Here is a 16,151-nt window from a genome sequence, read left to right on the forward strand (position 1 = left end):
TTTGATCTGATGGTTCTCGGCTTGGGTGAGGACGGCCATACGGCCTCCCTGTTCCCCGGCACCGAGGCGCCGACGATCACCGATCGGTGGACCACGGTCGGTCGCGGTAAGGGACTTGAGCGCATCACCTTGACCGCACCTGTTTTGAGTGCGGCCCGCCAGGTGATCTTTCTGGTGAGTGGATCAGGGAAGGTGCAGGCCCTCAGCCGCCTGCTGGATCCGAGTGAATCACCCGATAGGACCCCCGCCAAGTTGGTCACTCCCCGCAATGAGGTTCTTGTCCTGGCGGATGAGGCCGCGCTCGCGGGTGTGACTGCGGCAGGCTGACGCCGTTGCTTTGGATCGCATCCATGCTTGCGCCACTGGTCCTGGCACAGGGAGCTGACTTCCCTGGATGGCACACCCTCAACGACACGATCATGGGGGGACGCAGCCAGGGTCAGTGTCACTCCACCGCGTCTGGCTTGCTGATGGAGGCCGTCGTTGAACCCGAGGGGGGCGGCTTTGTGAGCTGCCGCTCAGCGGTGCTGGATCCACCGCTGGATCTCTCCTCCTACGGAGCCCTCGAGCTCGAACTCGATGGCGATGGTCGCCGCTACAAGCTGGCCCTGGCCAGCCGTGATGGGGTGGCCGGCCTCACGGAACTGATCCCAGGTGGATTGCGTTGGGTGGCGGAGTTCTCCACCCGGCCCAACGGCACCTCTGTGGTGACGATTCCCTTTAGTCGTCTCACCCCCAGCGTTCGGGCCACCCCCGTTGGCCTGCCCCTTCGCTTTGATCCCGCACGGGTGACCAGAATTCAGATCTTGCATTCCAAATTTGGAGACATGGGCGGCCGTAATCCCGGCTTCCGGCCCGGTGCCCTGCGCTTGCTGCTCCGCTCGATCCGAGCCGTGGCCTGACTGTGGACCTCGAACCCCTCCTGAGCGAATTGGCCAAGGCCGCCGATGTCTGCCTGAAGCCCTATCGCCACGCCCTGCGTTTCAGTGGCGAACCGCCCTCCACCGTCGGGGACTGCAGTGATTGCTGTCTCTTGATCGAAGCGCGCGACACCGATGGGGTTCGCCACCCTGATCGCGATCTCGAGCTGGAGATCTACCGCAGCGGTGACGAACTGAACCTGATGCTCAGCATGGTGGCCGATGAACAGGCACCCATGCTTTGGCATGGCAGCCATCCCGTCTGGATGCAAGCGAACTCAGGGGAGCGCTGCGAACGCCCCAGCGCCGGCGCCCCCCTTGAAGCCCTCTGCAGGCGTATTCGCGCCTTGATTGCTGGCGAGGCCTAGAGGTCAGGCTGGTCGGTCACAGCACCTTTGCTGCTGGAGCTCACCAGCCGGGCGTACTTACCCAAAACACCGGTGCGGTACCTCGGCTCAGGCTTGCTCCAGGCGGCCCGGCGGGCGGCCAGTTCGGCGTCATCAACATTGAGTTGGATCAGCAGTTGGCTGGCATCAACGGTGATGCTGTCGCCTTCCTGGACCAGACCGATGGTTCCGCCCACGGCCGCCTCGGGCGCCACATGGCCGACCACCAGTCCAAACGAGCCCCCGGAGAAGCGTCCATCGGTGATCAGGGCCACGGAATCCAGTAAGCCCTGGCCCACGATCGCGGCGGTGGGGCTGAGCATCTCGCGCATGCCGGGGCCACCCACGGGACCCTCCTGTCGCACCACCACCACGTCGCCTGGGTTGATCTGCTTATCGAGGATGGCGGCCAGGCAGGTTTCCTCGCTTTCAAACACGCGGGCGGGGCCGGTGATCACCGGATTCTTCACCCCGCTGATCTTGGCCACGGCACCCTCTTCGGCCAGGTTGCCCTTGAGGATTGCCAGGTGTCCCTTGGCGTAGAGCGGATTGCTCAGCGGCCGGATCACGTCTTGGCCGGCTGGGGGCACCGCGGGAACATCGGCGAGCACCTGCTTGAGGGTTTTGCCCTCGATCGTTTTGCAATCGCCGTGGAGCAGACCGGCATCCAGCAGCAGCTTCATCACCTGGGGGATGCCACCGGCCTGGTGGAGATCCACGGTGACGTAGCGGCCGCTGGGCTTGAGGTCGCAGATCACGGGCACCCGTTGGCGGATGGTCTCGAAGTCATCGATCGAGAGATCAACGCCAGCGGTGCGGGCCACGGCCAGGAGGTGGAGCACGGAGTTGGTGGAGCCGCCGACGGCCATGATCACGCTGATGGCGTTTTCAAAGGCCTCGCGGGTCATCAGATCGCGGGGAAGGATGTTGGCCTTGATCGCCTCAGCCAGCACCTCCGCGCTGCGGGCAGCGCTATCGGCTTTTTCAGGATCTTCGGCAGCCATGGTGGAGCTGTAGGGCAGGCTCAGGCCCATGGTTTCGAAGGCCGCACTCATCGTGTTGGCGGTGAACATGCCGCCGCAACTGCCGGCGCCAGGGCAGGCGTTCTTCTCAATGGCCGTGAGCTCCTGCTCGTCGATCCGTCCACCGCTGAACTGACCCACCGCCTCAAAGGCACTCACAACGGTGAGGTCGCAGGCGCCGAGCTTTCCGGGTTTGATCGTGCCGCCGTAGACAAAGATCGAGGGGATATTCATCCGCGCCATGGCCAGCATGGCCCCAGGCATGTTTTTGTCGCAGCCGCCGATGGCGAGCAGCGCATCCATGCTCTGACCGTTCACGGCTGTCTCGATTGAATCCGCGATCACCTCGCGGCTCACCAGGGAATACTTCATCCCTTCGGTGCCCATCGAGATGCCATCACTCACGGTGATGGTCCCGAACATCTGGGGCATGGCACCCGCCGCGTGAGCCGCATCCTCAGCCCGGCGGGCCAGATCGTTGAGGCCCAGGTTGCAGGGCGTGATCGTGCTGTAGCCGTTGGCGATGCCGATGATCGGTTTGTTGAAGTCAGCGTCTCCAAAACCGACAGCCCGCAACATGGCGCGGTTGGGGGAGCGCTGAATGCCCTGGGTGATCGCGGCGGAGCGAAGCATGGCTGCGGGGTTGTCTTCCCAGCAACCTACCGAGGAGCCCTGTCAGCTCTGGGGGCTCAGCCCCTCGAGCTGCCTGCGAACGTCTTCGATCGCTTGGTTGAGCTCTTGAACCTTGTCCTGGAGTTCAACCTCCCGGACCACCGGGCGGTCGCTGTTGGGGTCAAAGGCTTGATCGTCGTGATCGGCCAGCCGACTTAGGCGCAGGCTTCGCTGTTGCCGGGTGTTTTGCTGGCGCCGCTCAGCCTCGGAATAGAGCCACCAGGCAAAGCCAGCGGCACCGATCACAGCACCAACCAAGAGGGTGCTCAGAGAACCTGAACCGCCGTCTCGGTTGGACATCGCGTGGACCTGCTTTGAAGTTGCCTCAGCCTACGAAGCCTGACTGCGGCCTGCCATACAGACGGTCGCCAGCGTCACCTAAGCCAGGAACGATGCGCTGCTGATCGTCCAACTCGGCGTCGATACAGCCGGTGTAGATGGTCAGATCGCTGTAGCGCTCACCGAGGGTTTTCAACCCGGGACTGGCGGCAAGGGTTGAGATCACCCGCACCCGTTGGCCAGTCACCCCCTTGGTCTCCAGCTGTTCGAGCACGTTCAGGAGCGTTCCAGCAGTGGCCACCATGGGTTCAAAGACCAGCACCCCTGCATTGGCGGGGATGGTCTCCGGAAGACCGTTGAAGTAACACCGGCAGCGACCGCTGGCCTCATCCCGTTGCAGGCCCATGTGGGCGACGGCAGCGCTAGGGATCACCGACTTGGCTCCGTCCCATAGCCCCAATCCAGCTCGGAGGATGGGCACAGCCAGTACCGGAATCGAACCGTCAACGATGGTCCCTTCCGTCTGGGCCAGTGGTGTCTGCACCTGCACCCGCTGGTAAGGAATCCAGTCCCGCATGGCCTCATAGGTCAACCATCGACCCAGTTCGGCCATGGCCGTTGCAAAGAGGGGCTGAGGGGTCTCTCGATCCCGCAACACGGTCAGCCAATGGCCAATGAGGGGATGGGGAGGGACCACCACCCGAAGGGTCTTGCTCATCGGTCGCGCTCCGGTATCCGCCTGCAATAACTTGAGCGCCCAAGTTAAAGCTGCAGTGCGGAACCTCGTTGCGCTCATTCAGTTGCTCGTGGCCCGCTCATTGAGCACCCTCGCCCTCGGCGTTGTTCTGCTGCTGGCCTCTGTTCTTCCAGTCGCCTCCCCGGCCTTGGCGATTACCGCCCCCGAACTACGTGGTCAGCGCAGCGCTCAGGACCTGCAACCGGACATGCACGGCCGAAACCTTCAGCAGCAGGAGTTTCTAAAAGCCTCCATGGAGGGGTTTGACCTCAGTGAGACCGACCTGCGCGGGGCCGTGTTCAACACCGCCAATCTGCAAAACGCCAACCTCTCGGCGGCTGATCTCGAGGATGCCGTGGCCTTCGCCACCCGCTTTGACAACGCTGACCTCAGCGGTGCGGTCTTTCGCAACGCGATGCTGATGAACAGCAAGTTCACCGGCGCGGTCATCGAAGGCACGGACTTCACCGACGCGGTTCTGGACCTTCCGCAGCAGAAGGCCCTTTGTGCCCGGGCCAGCGGCGTCAATCCACGTACGGGTGTCGATACCCGCGAAAGCCTGGCCTGTCGTTAATCAGCGCTTAGGCTCAGTGCTCCGGTTCTTCGGGGGATCAGCCCGAGGAGGAAACGGGGAAAGTCCGGTGTGATTCCGGCGCTGTCCCGCAGCTGTGAAGAGTCCTGTCCCCAGGGCTCCAGTCAGAACGCCCGCCGGTTCACTCCCATAAATCACCTGGCGCGGACCAGTCCTATTGATGTTCAAGCGTTTCGGGGCCCCTGCGCTCCTGCTGGCTTCCCTCTCTGCCGCGCCAGCTCTGGCCCATCACCCGATGGAGTCCATGGCGCTGGTTCCCTCACCGGTGAGTGGATTGATCAGTGGTCTGGCCCACCCGCTGCTGGGGCCTGACCATCTGCTCTTTCTGATTGCCCTGGCCCTGGTCGGCTTTCAACGCTCCATGCGTTGGACCATGGCGTTGCTGCTGGTGGGCCTCAGCGCCACGGCACTGGGTCTTTGGTTGCCCGGTCTGCCTGGTGCCGAGGCACTGGTCTCCCTCTCCCTGGTGGTCGAGGGCCTCGTGATCGTGGGCCGTCTTCCTGCCCTCAGCTTGATTCCCGCCTTCGCTCTGCACGGTTATGTGCTCAGCGCCTCGGTGATTGGCTGGGAGTCCACCCCCATTGCCTTCTACCTGCTGGGTTTGTTGCTCAGCCAAGGCGCTCTGTTGACCCTCTCCCTCGTTGGCCTGCGTCGCTTCAGCCAGGAGCTCCCGCTGAGCCAGAAACAGCTCCTCGCCGGTGTGATGGTCGGCATCGGCGCCGCCTTCACCTGGACCGCGCTCGTCGCCTGACCATGACTGTGGCACCCGCATCACGCCTCCCGGTCACGGTGGTGACCGGGTTTCTTGGCGCTGGTAAATCGACACTGTTGCGTCAGCTGCTGGTCTCCAGTGGCCTGCGGCTTGCCGTTCTGGTGAACGAGTTTGGTGAGGTGGGGATCGATGGCGATCTGATTCGCAGCTGCGGCTTTTGCCCTGAGGATGAGCTCGACGGACGGGTCGTTGAGCTGGCCAACGGTTGCCTCTGCTGCACCGTCCAGGACGAGTTTCTGCCGGTCATGCAGCAGTTGCTGCAGCGCGCTGACCAACTCGATGGAATCGTCGTCGAAACCAGTGGCCTCGCCCTGCCCGTGCCCCTGGTGCAGGCCTTCCGCTGGCCTGAGATTCGCACCAAGACCCGTGTGACGGGCGTGGTGACCGTTGTCGACGGTGAGGCATTGAGTGGCGGAAGTGTCGTTGCCGATCCCAGTGCCCTCGAGGCCCAACGACAGGCCGATCCAAGCCTGGATCACCTCAGTGACATCAACGCGCTCTTCGACGATCAGCTCGAGGCCGCCGATCTCGTGCTGATGAGCCGGGCGGATTGTTTAAGCGAGGAGGCCGTCGACCGTCTCCGCCGCCGCTTGAGCGACCAGGTCCGCAGCGGCGTGTCTGTTCTGCCCATGGCCCGCGGCGACGTCCCAGCGGCTCTGCTGATGGGACTCGATCGCCCCGAACACGACGACGATCATCACCACGACCACGACCACGACCACGACCACGACCACGATCACCATGACCACACCCACGTGGCGATGGAGTCGGTTGCCTTCCAGTGGCAGGGAGTGACCAGCAAAGCCCAGCTCGAAGCCCTGTTGCCGGCTTGCATTACAGACCAAGGCCTGCTGCGTCTCAAAGGACGGGCTTGGCTTCCTGGTAAAACCCACCCGCTGCAGATCCAGGCGGTTGGCCCGCGTCTGGAGTGTTGGTTTGACAGCGGTTCGCGGCTGGAGCGCCCCAACGACGACGGTCTGGAGCTTGTCGCCCTGGGCCTGTCCCTCAAGGGTTCAGCCCTGAAGGATCAGTTGATCGCCGGTCTGGGCTAGTCCAGCGGCAAGGCTCCTTTGGCGCAGATGCCCCCCCAGCAGAGGGCCTGCTCAGATCTCCAGTGGGGCTGAACAAGCCGGGGCTCTCTTGCCGCCTCCTGAAGTTCGATCTGTCCCCGTCCATCGTGGTGAAAGTCCAGTCGGCGCCCACCGACCTGGAGCCACCAGTGCTCCCCGAGCCGTTCAACGGTCAGCGTGCAGGGCTGCCAACGGGCCGATTCGAGCTGGCATTCGAGCGGAAGCGAAAAGGGTTCCTCCCCTTTGGCGACCTGGGTGGTGAGGAGTGCCCAGGCTGTCAGCAGCCCAGTCAGCAGCGGCAAGCGATCCACGGCGACCCCTTAGGACCCCCTCCAACCTGACCACAGCCGGGTCCAGCGTCAGCCGGCCTGCCAAGATTTAACAAACCCCACCTAGAGCTCAGGTGCCCGTCTTCTCTGCCCGTGTGTTGGTCTCCCTGAGGCCCTCCGTGCTCGATCCCGCTGGTGAAGCCACCCGAGCCGCTGCCTCACGCCTGGGTGTCGATGGCATCGGCAAATTGCGGATCGGTAAGGCCGTGGAGGTGGAGCTTGAGGCTCCTGACGCCCAGACCGCCCGTCAGCAGTTGGAGCTGTTGAGTGACCGGTTGTTGGCCAATCCCGTGATCGAGGACTGGACCCTCGAGCTCAAGGACGACTCCAGCGCTGGAGCCTGAGCCATGACCCTTGGTGTCGTTGTTTTTCCCGGCTCAAACTGTGACCGGGATGTCCAGTGGGCAGCCCAGGGCTGTTTGGGCATCGAAACCCGCTTCCTCTGGCATGAGGAGCGGGATCTGAGTGGTCTTGATGCCGTGGTGATTCCAGGCGGATTCAGCTACGGCGACTACCTGCGCTGCGGAGCGATTGCGCGCTTCGCCCCTGTGCTGGAGGAAGTCGCGGCCTTCGCGAAGCGCGGCGGTCGCGTGCTGGGAATCTGCAATGGCTTCCAGGTGCTGACCGAGATGGGCCTCTTGCCAGGCGCCCTGACCCGTAACCAGAAACTCCACTTCATCTGCGAGCCCACGGATCTTCGCGTTGAGCCGGGCCAGTGCAGCTGGCTGCAGGGCTACAGCAGCGGCGAGGTGGTGAATTTCCCTATCGCCCATGGAGAGGGGCGCTACCAGGCCGCTCCCGATGACCTCAAGGCCCTTGAGGACCAAGGCCAGGTGGTGCTGCGCTACTGCCGGAATCCCAACGGCTCCGTCGCCGACGTGGCTGGCCTGACCAATGCCCAGGGCAATGTGCTCGGCCTGATGCCCCACCCCGAACGGGCCTGTGACCCAGCGACCGGTGGGGTCGATGGACGCCGTCTGTTGGCCAGCCTGTTGGGATGAAACCCTGGCGCCGCCGTGAGCTGCTCCTTGGGGCACTAGCGGCAGCGGTTCCCCTGGCTGCCCGCTCCCGAGCAGCGACGCAGCGCGGCCCGGCACCGTTGAAGCCGGGAGCACGGATTGCAGCGCTCGCACCAGGCACCTGGCTTGAGCGAGAGGATCCGACGTTGGAGCTCCTGCGGCGGCGCTGCCGGCAGGAGGGTTGGAGGCTTCTCACTCCGCCTGAACTCTTGGGCCAGTGGCGTTGGTTCTCCGGGACGGATGAGCAGCGCGCCTCCTCCCTGCGGCAGGCCTGGCTCGATCCCTCCATTGATGCACTGTTCTTGGTCGGGGCGGGCTGGGGCAGTGCACGCGTGCTCGAGCAGGGCTGGTCCATCCCGGCCACCCCACGCTGGTGTGTTGGGTTTTCAGATTGCTCAGCGGTGCTCCTCGCCCAACTCGCCGCAGGCAGTTGCGGTGGGGTGCATGGCTGGTTTGGCGGATCGGACCTTCAGTGGGAACGCCTGTCTTCTCTGCTCAAGGGGAGGCCTGTGGCATCCCTTCAGGGCCGGCGTCTACGGCCAGGCATCGCCCGCGGAGCACTGGTGGTGAGCAACCTCACCATTGCCACGAGCTTGATCGGTACGCCTTGGCTTCCCGCCCTGCGGGACAAGATCTTGGTGCTGGAGGACACCGGTGAAGCTCCCTATCGCGTCGATCGGCAGCTCACGCAGTGGCGCAGCTCAGGGTTGCTCGATGGTGTGCGGGGGATTGGCCTAGGGCGCTTCAGCTGGGCTGAGGACGATGTCTTGCCAGGGGACTTCTCAATGGAGGAGATCCTCGAGGAGCGGCTCGGCAACTTGGGTATCCCGCTGGTGCATCAGCTACCAGTCGGCCACGGGCGGCCCAACATGGCACTTCCCCTCGGCGTTCCAGCGCAGTTGGACGGTGCGACAGGGGAACTGAGCCTGGCAGCCCCTGATTGAACATAAAAAAGGGGGCCTCTCGGCCCCCGTAGATCGATGGGAACTGGGGATCAGTTCACAGCAGCGAAGAACTCCTTGCTCTTCACGGGATCGGGGTTCATGGTCTTCTCGCCAGGGGTCCAGTTGGCGGGGCAGACCTCGTCGGGGTGGTTGCGGATGTGCTGGAAGGCCTGGAGCAGACGCAGGGTCTCGTCAACGCTGCGGCCGACGGGCAGGTTGTTGATGGTGCTCTGCATGATCACACCATCGGGATCGATGATGAACAGACCGCGCAGGGCCACACCGGCTTCCTCGTCCAGCACCTCGTAGGAACGGGCGATGTCCTTCTTCAGGTCAGCGACCAGGGGATAGGCGATGTCGCCGAGACCACCGTTCTTACGGTCGGTCTGCACCCAGGCGAGGTGAGAGAACTGGCTGTCCACGGAGACGCCCAGGACTTCACAGTTACGGCTGGAGAACTCGCTGTAGCGATCGGAGAAGGCCGTGATCTCCGTCGGGCAGACGAAGGTGAAATCCAGGGGGTAGAAGAACAGCACCACGTACTTGCCGCGGTATGAGGAGAGGGTCACCTCCTTGAATTCCTGATCGACCACTGCAGTGGCGGTGAAGTCAGGAGCCTGAAGACCGACGAGCCTCGACATAATCCGTGAAATGATTGGTGGAGACAGGGATTAGACCCAACGTTTCGGTTAACCCGAACCCGGATCGACTTCCAGTTGTCACCGCAACAATTTATCACGCTTCTCCTGCACCCGCGCTGCCCAATAGGCTGAGGGTCTTACAGACCAGCGCTAATGGCTTGGGATCCGTCGCTGCTGCGGAAATACAACACCACCGGCCATTTTCGGCTACTGAACCAGCTCCGCGGGGAGTTGAAGGACCAACCGATCCAGCGGCCACTGTCCACGACCCGTCCAGAGGCGACCCGGCGTAATCCAATCCGTCGCCGCTCCGAGGCGGACCAACCAAGCGCCTCCCCTCAGGCGAGCTCGCCGGCCCCCAGTCGGACCAGTTCGAATCGTTTCCGCCGTCAGGCCGAGCCCACTCCGCAGCCTGCGATTACGAGCTTTGACCCGATCGTGACGGTGCCCGTTCTGCTGGATGCCTTCACAGAACAGGAGAACTAAGCAGTCAGGGACAGTCCCGCTGCGGCTTCGTTACAAAGCCTGTTGTTCCTTCATAAACGGGAACCCACTCGGCTATTCGTTGATTCAGAACAGCATCTGATCCCCTCTTGATGACTGAAGCGACGACGACCGCTCCCCTCAAGATCCTGGTCGCAGATGACGAAGAGAACATTCGTCGAATCCTTGAGACCCGCCTGGTGATGCTTGGTCACGAAGTGACCCTTGCCGAGAACGGAGCCCAGGCACTCGAGCATTTCCGCGCATCAGAACCGGATGTCGTGGTTCTCGACGTGATGATGCCGGAGCTCGACGGTTTTGCCGTGACCGAGCGCATTCGTGCCCAGTCGGAGGTCCCGATCATCCTGTTGACCGCCCTCGGCGATGTGGCAGACCGGATCACGGGTCTGCAGCTTGGCGCCGACGACTACATGGTGAAACCTTTCAGCCCGAAGGAGCTGGAGGCGCGAATTCGCTGCGTCATGCGGCGTGTCAGCTCTGTTCAGGCCAATGGGGTGGCCGGGCCCGGCCGCACGGCCCATGTGGTGGTCGTGGGTGACCTCAGCATCGACTTCAACAAGCGTCAGGCCCATCGGGGCGATGAGCGCATCCGACTGACCGGCATGGAGTTCAACCTGCTTGAGCTTCTGCTTAGCCGGTCTGGCGAACCGATCAGTCGCCTGGACATGCTGGAGAAAGTCTGGGGCTACAAGCCCGAGCGCTCCTCCGACAGCCGAGTGGTGGATGTGCACATCTCCCGGCTGCGGGCCAAGCTCGAGGATGATCCCGAAAACCCGGAACTGATCCTTACCGCTCGGGGATTGGGCTACATGTTCCAGCGCATCCCCCAGGCGCTCGAGACCGTCAGCGCGTAAAGCGAACCCGATAGGCCCCATGGCTGGGGCCGAAGTGGTCCATCAACGCATCGCGAGCTGCGTAGTGCAGTTCCTCAAGGTTGCTGGAGCGAATGCTCAGCTGCGGTTGCTCACTTTGGGCTTGCAGGTTTTCAGCTGAGCAGGAAACGCGAAAGACGACCTCGCGCATTTTCTGTGGCCGTGTTGGCTCCATAAGTGTTGGCCACACTGCCCTCGTTCTTCCGTTGCCTGGGCTACCCGCGCTGGTGATGGGTCATGAAGTGCTGACAGTGGTCGATGGCGGCCTGCAAGTTGTCTGACTCAGTGAGTCCGGAGGCCTTGGTGGGCTTGAAGCTGTGATCTCCGCTCTGCAACCAGGTCAACTCCACCGACGCGGCCAGTGGATAGCGCTCCACTTCCTCACGGCGTCCAAAGCTGTCCCGTTCCCCCTGGAGAATGAGGCACGGGGAGTGCATGACCTCGAGATGGTCGGTGCGCAATGACTCTGGTTGTCCTGGGGGATGGAAGGGATAGCCAAGGCACAGGCAACCCTGGACGTCGCTCAGCGTGTCGATGAGCAGGCTGGCGATGCGCCCTCCGAGGGACTTCCCAGCGATGAACAGATTGGCGCCACCTTGCCGCTGTTGTTCGCTGATTACCTCCTCGCGGTAGGCATCAAGGAGTTTGGGGAGTCGATCTGGTCCACAACGTCGACCCAGCTCCCGACTTCGCTGCATGTAGGGGAACTCGAAGCGCACCACCCGAACACCGCAATTGCCGATGCCTTCGGCCACGGTGTTCATCCAGGGGCTATCCATCGGTGCGCCTGCACCGTGGGCAAGAAGGAGTGTGGTGTTGGCCGTCTCGGGTCCATTGATCAGCCTCGCTCCATCGTCACGGGTCATGGCACCAGGAGGGAGCGGGCGTGTTCCGTCAGTGTCGCAAGGCCTGCCATGCTGTTTTGGATGACCAGGTCGGCTTGCGGTTTCAAGGGAAGAATGAATTCCCTTTCCCCGGGCAGCGTCTCCAGCACGGTCTGCCGAATCACATAGGCCAAGGAATGCCCGCGTTCACGGCGATCACGCAGTAGGCGTCGCCAGAGGCGCAGCGGCATCGTGAGCTCCAGATAGACCATCGATCGCAGCAGCGGCTCCTCCAGCAGGAGCTGGGGACCAAAGGCCCCCTCGAGAACAATCAGGTCATAGGCCTGAATCAAAGGCTCGTGCCGGGCCTGGTGGCTGACCATGTCGTAGCGGCGAAGGCTGGTGGCGTCCCCCCTGCAGAGCTGCTCCAGATCAGCAAGCAGAGCCTCGGCATCAATTCCGGCAGGGGTGTCGTAGCCGTAGACCGCATCCGGGGTCCATTCGTGCCAGTAGTAGTCATCACAGGACAGTGGCAACACCCTGATGCCGTCACTCTCCAGAAGGTCCTGCAGGGCTCGCGTCATGCTGGTTTTCCCGGCAGCGGACGGGCCGCAGAGACAGAGAAGAGGGATCACTGCTTCAACAAGCCAGAGAGAACACTGCTCAGCTGGAACCCACTGGGGTAGCTGACATCACCCACCACCCATGATCCATCGGCGGTCTGCTGCATCTGCAGAGAGAGCCGTTGTGGAGTCTCGGAGAGACGTCCTTTCAGACCCGTAAACACCGCGACATCGGCACTGTCGCCGCTGCAGCCCACCACGAGCACGTTGTGGGTGTAAACCTGCGTGCCACTGAAGGGATCGAAATCCAAATAGCCACGCCCCTCACCTGGGTTGAGCTGATAGGCAGCGCTCAAGTCCTGGTACAACGCTGGGCTGAGAAGGTTTTGGATGGACTTCAGCTCAGGGCGCCCCGGTGTGTCCTGCCGTCCGATTTGCCAGCGATACAGCTGAGTGATGGGCGTCTCGATGGCCGGTGAGCAGCTGCAGGCCAGTGCGCTGGAAGGCGCCAGCGCCACGCAGGCCAAGAACGGCAAGACCTGTCGGAATGCCTGCATCACTCCCCGGTTTAACTGGCCAGACCCTAGGCGTGGAGTGAACGCAGACAGCAAAAAGCCCCGCCGAAGCGAGGCAATAAGCGATGGCTCGGGGGAGACTTGAACTCCCGACCTTGGGGTTATGAATCTCGAGAACTTGGTCGTAATCCCTTGCTATCACTGGGGTGGCCTGGAGGACTTTGCACGGGACTTTGCACGTTTGCCAGATCTTGATAATTAGAAACACGGTCTCAACGCTGTCTCATTGCTGTCGGATCTGGCTTTTATTCGGCCTGCAGACGCATCAGGACGCGCTGTTCATGCCAGAGCGTGTTTGAGCGCGGAGCCAGTGGATTGGCCTTCCGGAAATGATGTCCTTGGCGGAAGTAACCGGCTGACTTCAACCGTTGGAGAGTCACACGGTGGAGGCTGAGAAGCTCGGCCATCTGGCGTGTACAGATCCACTGGCGACTTGAGTCACTCTTCATCGGTTGACTGCGGCTGCCGGAGGCTATTGGCAACTACTTGCTACTCAGTGCCGGCCTTCACCCCGCCCGCCCACGGAGCTCCCAAGGGCTAGGCCCGCCAGGATGCTCAGGCCCTGGCTGACGGCCTCATCAATCCGGTCCTGGGGGCGACTGCAGAAGGCCGAAACGGGTGCCTCTGGAGGGATGTTCTGCTGTTGCTCGAGCGCTGGCAAGCCATTGCTTCGCACGTAGAGCCAACTCAGGGCCGTGCAGTTGAGGAGATCGAAGGCCAAGGTGGCGCCCTGAAAGCTAAGGATTCCGGCGGAGATCCAAACCACTAGCCGGCGTGAGTTCATCTGCTGGAGACCCTGGAGAACGAAGGGTTCCGAGCGCTGCATCCGGAACCCTTCAGGGCCGTCTGCTCCGCGCGCCTTGTCTGAACCGATCCAGCTGCTCTCAGCGGTCCGTCATTTCCAAGAACTGCCGCATCAGTGCGAGGCCTGGGTTCTGCTGCAGGACAGCCTCACTCCGGAGCAGCTGGAGAGGTTCGCCGCTCGCTACCGAGGCGGGCTGACACCAGGGCTGATCCAGCTGCCCGTTCCCTACCTGAGCCAGAACGACAGCGCCACCGATCAGGGCCGGCGGATGTGTTTCTCCTCGAGTTGTGCCATGGCCGCTGCCTTCCTCAAGCCGGGTTGCTTGGCAGGGCAAGGGCAAGTCGATGACCAGTACCTCCGGTTGGTTCAGCGCTATGGCGACAGCACCGATGCCAGCGCTCAGATTGCGGCCCTCGGCTCCCTGGGCCTGCGGGCGCGCTTTCGTCAGGACGGTGCAATCGAGGATCTACTGCATCAGCTCAGGCGCGGGCTCCCCTGTCCTGTCGGCTGGCTGCATCGCGGTCCGGTCAGCGCACCGCGTGGCGGCGGCCACTGGAGTGTTGTCGTGGGGTGGGATCCGGCCTCAAGGCAACTGCTGATGCATGACCCCAATGGCGAGGCCGCCCTTGCCGAGGGCGGCTATGTGAGTACAGCCATTGGTAGCGGTCAGGCCCTGCGCTATTCCGAGCGCAACTGGAGCCCCCGCTGGCAAGTGGAGGGCCCGGGTAGCGGCTGGTGGATTCAACTCAGCCCGGCGAATTGATCGCTGCATGGACCTGCGGGGACAGGGCGGGGAACCCTTTGAACAGTTGCCCGAACCTTCGCGATGACCTTCACCCCAACCGCCGCCACAATCTCGCTGCACAGCCACCACCACGTGCGCCAGGGCCTGGAAGCGCAGCTGCGCCAATGCTGGGCGATGTATAGCGCTGTTCCCTCAGAAGCCAACCGCTATCAACTGGTGCGGCTCGAGCGCTTGCTCCAGGAGATCTGAGCTGGCAATCCATGGCCAGAGGCGTTAGAACCGCCACATTGCAGAGGATGACTACTGCACGCTTAAGGAGGTCTGAGGAGGCCTCCTTTTTTGATGGTTGCAATCAGCGATCTGAGCTCACTGCTATGCCTTGCGGGGCGATAGCTACTGCTTAAGTCTTATCTCTGCCAATGCTCACCGGCTCTGATCTGCTCGCCAAAGTCAAAGAGCTGGGCGATGTCTCCAAATCCGATGTGGTGCGGAGCTGCGGATACGTGAGCACCAAGAAGGATGGCGGTGAGCGTCTGAACTTCACCGCCTTCTATGAGGCCCTGCTGGAAGCCAAGGGCCTCAGCCTCGGCAACGACGGCGCCGGCCGGGGCAAAGGTGGCCGCAAGCTCAGCTACACAACCCGTGTTCAATTCAATGGCAATCTCATGATCGGCAAGGCCTACACCGCCATGCTCGATCTCAAGCCTGGAGATGAGTTTGAGATCAAACTAGGTCGGAAGCAGATCAAGCTGATCCCAGCGGGTGGTGCCGAAGAAGAGGATTGATCCTCTCCGCTGCGAATGATTGCCGCTGGATCCGTCAGCGGCTCTTCACGCAGTAGCTGCCAGAGCTGTACCAACCCAACGGGCAAGAGTTTCCCTGCTTCTGGATCGCCTCCCGGTTGTTGCTTGGGCTGCTGACGCAGTAATTGCCTGAGCTGTAGAAACCCAGCGGGCAGCTGTTGCCGGTTTTCTCCAATGCTCCGCGGGTATTCCCGCTCTTCGAGGGCACGCAGTAGCTGCCGGAGCTGTAGTAGCCGAGCGGGCACCCTCCCACTTTTGTGAGGGGTTGGACCGGTTGCTGGGCTATCGCGACTGGGCCCAGAGAAACGATGAGTCCCAGGGGTAGAAGCGCCCCCAGAACGGGTTCGCAGATGAGCTTCCTGATGGTCATGATCCGCTGCGTTGAATAATCCGGCACAACCGGTTGATCTGCTCCGCTTCTTCGATCGTGTTCGCCAAGCCGCTCGTCAATCCAGGGGAGCCCACCACGATCGAGAGGCACTGGGCCCGGCTGATCGCCACATTCAGGCGGTTTGGCGAGAGCAGAAAGCCCAGACCCCGTGGAGCATCGTCACCGCTACTGGCTGTCAGCGAGAGGATCGCAACCGGTGCCTCCTGCCCTTGGAACTTGTCCACCGTGCCCACCCTGGCTTTGCCGTCTAGGCGCTGGCGCAGGCGGTTCACCTGCACGTTGTAAGGGGCGATCACCAGGATCTCTTCTGAGCTGAGCGTGCCGCTGCCCTTGGCATGGGTGTACGACCCACCAAGCAGTGCAGACACGATCTGATCGATCCGCTCGATCTCGGCCTCACTGGTCACGCTGCAGCCGCTGTGGTGCACCGGTTCAAACACCAAGCCGCGATCAGGTAGGGAACGCCCAGATGCAGACAGGCAAGGTCTGGCCCACTGGATGGCGTTGGCGGCGTTGCCACGGCTCGCCTCAAGGCGCCCGTCATAGAAGAGCTCCGAGACAACAGCGGTGATCGAGGGCTCCATCCGCCAACTGGTGGAGAGGAAGACCCCGCGGTCTGGCGGCACCACGGCGGCGGCCGCTCTGCCCTGTCCCGCCTAGGGCACGGCCTCAGCGACCGGCTCGAGT

Annotated in this window: 25 protein-coding genes and 1 riboswitch; of the genes, 14 read left to right on the forward strand and 11 right to left on the reverse strand. The window is 62.7% G+C overall.

Features of this window, described 5'->3' with window-relative positions:
* The 3 genes from QZ184_RS05475 to QZ184_RS05485 form a co-directional block, all read left to right on the forward strand.
* On the forward strand, positions 1–327 hold a 327-nt coding region (locus tag QZ184_RS05475; RefSeq protein ID WP_296414935.1), incomplete at its 5' end, for a 6-phosphogluconolactonase.
* A gap of 23 nt (positions 328–350) precedes the next feature.
* Positions 351–902 carry a CIA30 family protein gene (locus QZ184_RS05480; protein ID WP_247478343.1) on the forward strand — a complete coding sequence of 184 codons (552 nt, stop codon included), beginning with the start codon at positions 351–353 and terminating at the stop codon, positions 900–902.
* A gap of 2 nt (positions 903–904) precedes the next feature.
* Positions 905–1,288 carry a hypothetical protein gene (locus QZ184_RS05485; RefSeq protein WP_010316940.1) on the forward strand — a complete coding sequence of 128 codons (384 nt, stop codon included), beginning with the start codon at positions 905–907 and terminating at the stop codon, positions 1,286–1,288.
* On the opposite strand, the gene ilvD is transcribed toward QZ184_RS05485, so the two are convergent.
* The 3 genes from ilvD to upp are packed head-to-tail and all read right to left on the reverse strand — an operon-like array spanning position 1,285 to position 3,997.
* The gene (gene ilvD, locus QZ184_RS05490) at positions 1,285–2,961 is read right to left on the reverse strand and encodes a dihydroxy-acid dehydratase (protein ID WP_010316941.1); all 1,677 of its coding nucleotides are present in this window, start codon (positions 2,959–2,961) and stop codon (positions 1,285–1,287) included. The genes QZ184_RS05485 and ilvD overlap by 4 nt on opposite strands.
* A gap of 42 nt (positions 2,962–3,003) precedes the next feature.
* Positions 3,004–3,300, reverse strand: a complete 297-nt coding sequence (locus tag QZ184_RS05495; protein ID WP_247478349.1) for a hypothetical protein — start codon at positions 3,298–3,300, stop codon at positions 3,004–3,006.
* A gap of 25 nt (positions 3,301–3,325) precedes the next feature.
* Positions 3,326–3,997: a uracil phosphoribosyltransferase gene (gene upp, locus QZ184_RS05500; protein ID WP_296414942.1), complete on the reverse strand. Its 672-nt coding sequence runs from the start codon at positions 3,995–3,997 to the stop codon at positions 3,326–3,328.
* Positions 3,998–4,052: 55 nt separating this feature from the next.
* On the opposite strand from upp, the gene QZ184_RS05505 reads away from it, so the two are divergent.
* The 3 genes from QZ184_RS05505 (at position 4,053) to cobW (ending at position 6,431) form a co-directional block, all read left to right on the forward strand.
* Entirely contained in the window at positions 4,053–4,589 is a 537-nt protein-coding gene (locus QZ184_RS05505) for a pentapeptide repeat-containing protein (protein WP_296414947.1), read from the forward strand.
* 5 nt (positions 4,590–4,594) lie between these two features.
* A riboswitch (cobalamin riboswitch) is annotated at positions 4,595–4,743 on the forward strand.
* 24 nt (positions 4,744–4,767) lie between these two features.
* A complete protein-coding gene (locus tag QZ184_RS05510; RefSeq protein ID WP_010316949.1) occupies positions 4,768–5,358 on the forward strand; it encodes a HupE/UreJ family protein in 591 nt (196 codons plus the stop codon).
* 2 nt (positions 5,359–5,360) lie between these two features.
* Positions 5,361–6,431, forward strand: coding sequence for a cobalamin biosynthesis protein CobW (cobW, locus tag QZ184_RS05515; RefSeq protein ID WP_296418510.1), 1,071 nt, complete (start codon positions 5,361–5,363; stop codon positions 6,429–6,431).
* On the opposite strand, the gene QZ184_RS05520 is transcribed toward cobW, so the two are convergent.
* Positions 6,428–6,760 carry a hypothetical protein gene (locus QZ184_RS05520; RefSeq protein ID WP_296414954.1) on the reverse strand — a complete coding sequence of 111 codons (333 nt, stop codon included), beginning with the start codon at positions 6,758–6,760 and terminating at the stop codon, positions 6,428–6,430. The two genes, cobW and QZ184_RS05520, sit on opposite strands and share 4 nt — an antisense overlap.
* A gap of 92 nt (positions 6,761–6,852) precedes the next feature.
* Here QZ184_RS05520 and purS point away from each other — a divergent pair, with 92 nt between their 5' ends.
* From purS to QZ184_RS05535, 3 genes are read left to right on the forward strand one after another with little or no spacing between them, the layout of a single operon-like run.
* Positions 6,853–7,122, forward strand: a complete 270-nt coding sequence (purS, locus tag QZ184_RS05525; protein ID WP_010316952.1) for a phosphoribosylformylglycinamidine synthase subunit PurS — start codon at positions 6,853–6,855, stop codon at positions 7,120–7,122.
* Between the two features lie 3 nt (positions 7,123–7,125).
* The gene (gene purQ, locus QZ184_RS05530; protein WP_010316953.1) at positions 7,126–7,779 is read left to right on the forward strand and encodes a phosphoribosylformylglycinamidine synthase subunit PurQ; all 654 of its coding nucleotides are present in this window, start codon (positions 7,126–7,128) and stop codon (positions 7,777–7,779) included.
* Positions 7,776–8,741, forward strand: a complete 966-nt coding sequence (locus QZ184_RS05535) for an LD-carboxypeptidase (RefSeq protein WP_296418511.1) — start codon at positions 7,776–7,778, stop codon at positions 8,739–8,741. Before purQ ends, QZ184_RS05535 begins: the two co-directional genes overlap by 4 nt.
* 50 nt (positions 8,742–8,791) lie before the next feature.
* Here QZ184_RS05535 and QZ184_RS05540 read toward each other — a convergent pair whose 3' ends face one another.
* On the reverse strand, positions 8,792–9,382 hold the full coding sequence (locus QZ184_RS05540) for a peroxiredoxin (protein WP_010316955.1): 591 nt from the start codon (positions 9,380–9,382) through the stop codon (positions 8,792–8,794).
* A 153-nt stretch (positions 9,383–9,535) separates the two neighbouring features.
* Between QZ184_RS05540 and QZ184_RS05545 the strand changes: the two genes are divergently transcribed.
* Positions 9,536–9,868, forward strand: a complete 333-nt coding sequence (locus QZ184_RS05545; protein ID WP_296414962.1) for a hypothetical protein — start codon at positions 9,536–9,538, stop codon at positions 9,866–9,868.
* Positions 9,869–9,978: 110 nt separating this feature from the next.
* Positions 9,979–10,740 carry a response regulator transcription factor RpaB gene (rpaB, locus tag QZ184_RS05550; protein WP_296414964.1) on the forward strand — a complete coding sequence of 254 codons (762 nt, stop codon included), beginning with the start codon at positions 9,979–9,981 and terminating at the stop codon, positions 10,738–10,740.
* On the opposite strand, the gene QZ184_RS05555 is transcribed toward rpaB, so the two are convergent.
* The 5 genes from QZ184_RS05555 to QZ184_RS05575 form a co-directional block, all read right to left on the reverse strand.
* On the reverse strand, positions 10,730–10,909 hold the full coding sequence (locus QZ184_RS05555; protein WP_296414965.1) for a hypothetical protein: 180 nt from the start codon (positions 10,907–10,909) through the stop codon (positions 10,730–10,732). The genes rpaB and QZ184_RS05555 overlap by 11 nt on opposite strands.
* 64 nt (positions 10,910–10,973) lie before the next feature.
* Positions 10,974–11,624 carry an alpha/beta family hydrolase gene (locus tag QZ184_RS05560; RefSeq protein WP_296414967.1) on the reverse strand — a complete coding sequence of 217 codons (651 nt, stop codon included), beginning with the start codon at positions 11,622–11,624 and terminating at the stop codon, positions 10,974–10,976.
* Entirely contained in the window at positions 11,621–12,217 is a 597-nt protein-coding gene (locus tag QZ184_RS05565) for a nucleoside kinase (RefSeq protein WP_296418513.1), read from the reverse strand. The genes QZ184_RS05560 and QZ184_RS05565 overlap by 4 nt, the downstream gene beginning before the upstream one ends.
* Positions 12,214–12,702: a DUF3828 domain-containing protein gene (locus QZ184_RS05570; RefSeq protein ID WP_296418515.1), complete on the reverse strand. Its 489-nt coding sequence runs from the start codon at positions 12,700–12,702 to the stop codon at positions 12,214–12,216. The genes QZ184_RS05565 and QZ184_RS05570 overlap by 4 nt, the downstream gene beginning before the upstream one ends.
* A gap of 511 nt (positions 12,703–13,213) precedes the next feature.
* Positions 13,214–13,546: a hypothetical protein gene (locus QZ184_RS05575; RefSeq protein WP_240789399.1), complete on the reverse strand. Its 333-nt coding sequence runs from the start codon at positions 13,544–13,546 to the stop codon at positions 13,214–13,216.
* Positions 13,547–13,580: 34 nt separating this feature from the next.
* Here QZ184_RS05575 and QZ184_RS05580 point away from each other — a divergent pair, with 34 nt between their 5' ends.
* The 3 genes from QZ184_RS05580 (at position 13,581) to QZ184_RS05590 (ending at position 15,055) form a co-directional block, all read left to right on the forward strand.
* Positions 13,581–14,288 (forward strand): papain-like cysteine protease family protein, encoded by a 708-nt coding sequence (locus QZ184_RS05580; protein ID WP_206338383.1) that lies wholly within the window; start codon positions 13,581–13,583, stop codon positions 14,286–14,288.
* A gap of 63 nt (positions 14,289–14,351) precedes the next feature.
* Positions 14,352–14,519 (forward strand): hypothetical protein, encoded by a 168-nt coding sequence (locus QZ184_RS05585; protein ID WP_164498767.1) that lies wholly within the window; start codon positions 14,352–14,354, stop codon positions 14,517–14,519.
* Between the two features lie 170 nt (positions 14,520–14,689).
* Complete coding sequence (locus QZ184_RS05590) at positions 14,690–15,055, forward strand: AbrB family transcriptional regulator (RefSeq protein WP_296414980.1); 366 nt, start codon at positions 14,690–14,692, stop codon at positions 15,053–15,055.
* Between the two features lie 384 nt (positions 15,056–15,439).
* On the opposite strand, the gene QZ184_RS05595 is transcribed toward QZ184_RS05590, so the two are convergent.
* On the reverse strand, positions 15,440–16,093 hold the full coding sequence (locus QZ184_RS05595) for a C-terminal helicase domain-containing protein (RefSeq protein ID WP_296414982.1): 654 nt from the start codon (positions 16,091–16,093) through the stop codon (positions 15,440–15,442).
* Positions 16,094–16,151: the final 58 nt, after the last annotated feature.

It is taken from the genome of Vulcanococcus sp. DEBay_Sum22DG08_74 (assembly GCF_017852955.1).
In the GTDB taxonomy this organism is placed as follows: domain Bacteria; phylum Cyanobacteriota; class Cyanobacteriia; order PCC-6307; family Cyanobiaceae; genus Vulcanococcus.

Bases quoted from the DNA above. Each gene is read 5' to 3' on its own strand.
- QZ184_RS05480 (WP_247478343.1), top strand. From the start codon at position 351: ATGCTTGCGCCACTGGTCCTGGCACAGGGAGCTGACTTCCCTGGATGG.
- ilvD (WP_010316941.1), bottom strand. From the start codon at position 2,961: ATGCTTCGCTCCGCCGCGATCACCCAGGGCATTCAGCGCTCCCCCAAC.
- QZ184_RS05495 (WP_247478349.1), bottom strand. From the start codon at position 3,300: ATGTCCAACCGAGACGGCGGTTCAGGTTCTCTGAGCACCCTCTTGGTT.
- upp (WP_296414942.1), bottom strand. From the start codon at position 3,997: ATGAGCAAGACCCTTCGGGTGGTGGTCCCTCCCCATCCCCTCATTGGC.
- QZ184_RS05510 (WP_010316949.1), top strand. From the start codon at position 4,768: ATGTTCAAGCGTTTCGGGGCCCCTGCGCTCCTGCTGGCTTCCCTCTCT.
- cobW (WP_296418510.1), top strand. From the start codon at position 5,361: ATGACTGTGGCACCCGCATCACGCCTCCCGGTCACGGTGGTGACCGGG.
- purQ (WP_010316953.1), top strand. From the start codon at position 7,126: ATGACCCTTGGTGTCGTTGTTTTTCCCGGCTCAAACTGTGACCGGGAT.
- QZ184_RS05535 (WP_296418511.1), top strand. From the start codon at position 7,776: ATGAAACCCTGGCGCCGCCGTGAGCTGCTCCTTGGGGCACTAGCGGCA.
- QZ184_RS05540 (WP_010316955.1), bottom strand. From the start codon at position 9,382: ATGTCGAGGCTCGTCGGTCTTCAGGCTCCTGACTTCACCGCCACTGCA.
- QZ184_RS05545 (WP_296414962.1), top strand. From the start codon at position 9,536: ATGGCTTGGGATCCGTCGCTGCTGCGGAAATACAACACCACCGGCCAT.
- rpaB (WP_296414964.1), top strand. From the start codon at position 9,979: ATGACTGAAGCGACGACGACCGCTCCCCTCAAGATCCTGGTCGCAGAT.
- QZ184_RS05555 (WP_296414965.1), bottom strand. From the start codon at position 10,909: ATGCGCGAGGTCGTCTTTCGCGTTTCCTGCTCAGCTGAAAACCTGCAA.
- QZ184_RS05560 (WP_296414967.1), bottom strand. From the start codon at position 11,624: ATGACCCGTGACGATGGAGCGAGGCTGATCAATGGACCCGAGACGGCC.
- QZ184_RS05570 (WP_296418515.1), bottom strand. From the start codon at position 12,702: ATGCAGGCATTCCGACAGGTCTTGCCGTTCTTGGCCTGCGTGGCGCTG.
- QZ184_RS05575 (WP_240789399.1), bottom strand. From the start codon at position 13,546: ATGCAGCGCTCGGAACCCTTCGTTCTCCAGGGTCTCCAGCAGATGAAC.
- QZ184_RS05585 (WP_164498767.1), top strand. From the start codon at position 14,352: ATGACCTTCACCCCAACCGCCGCCACAATCTCGCTGCACAGCCACCAC.
- QZ184_RS05590 (WP_296414980.1), top strand. From the start codon at position 14,690: ATGCTCACCGGCTCTGATCTGCTCGCCAAAGTCAAAGAGCTGGGCGAT.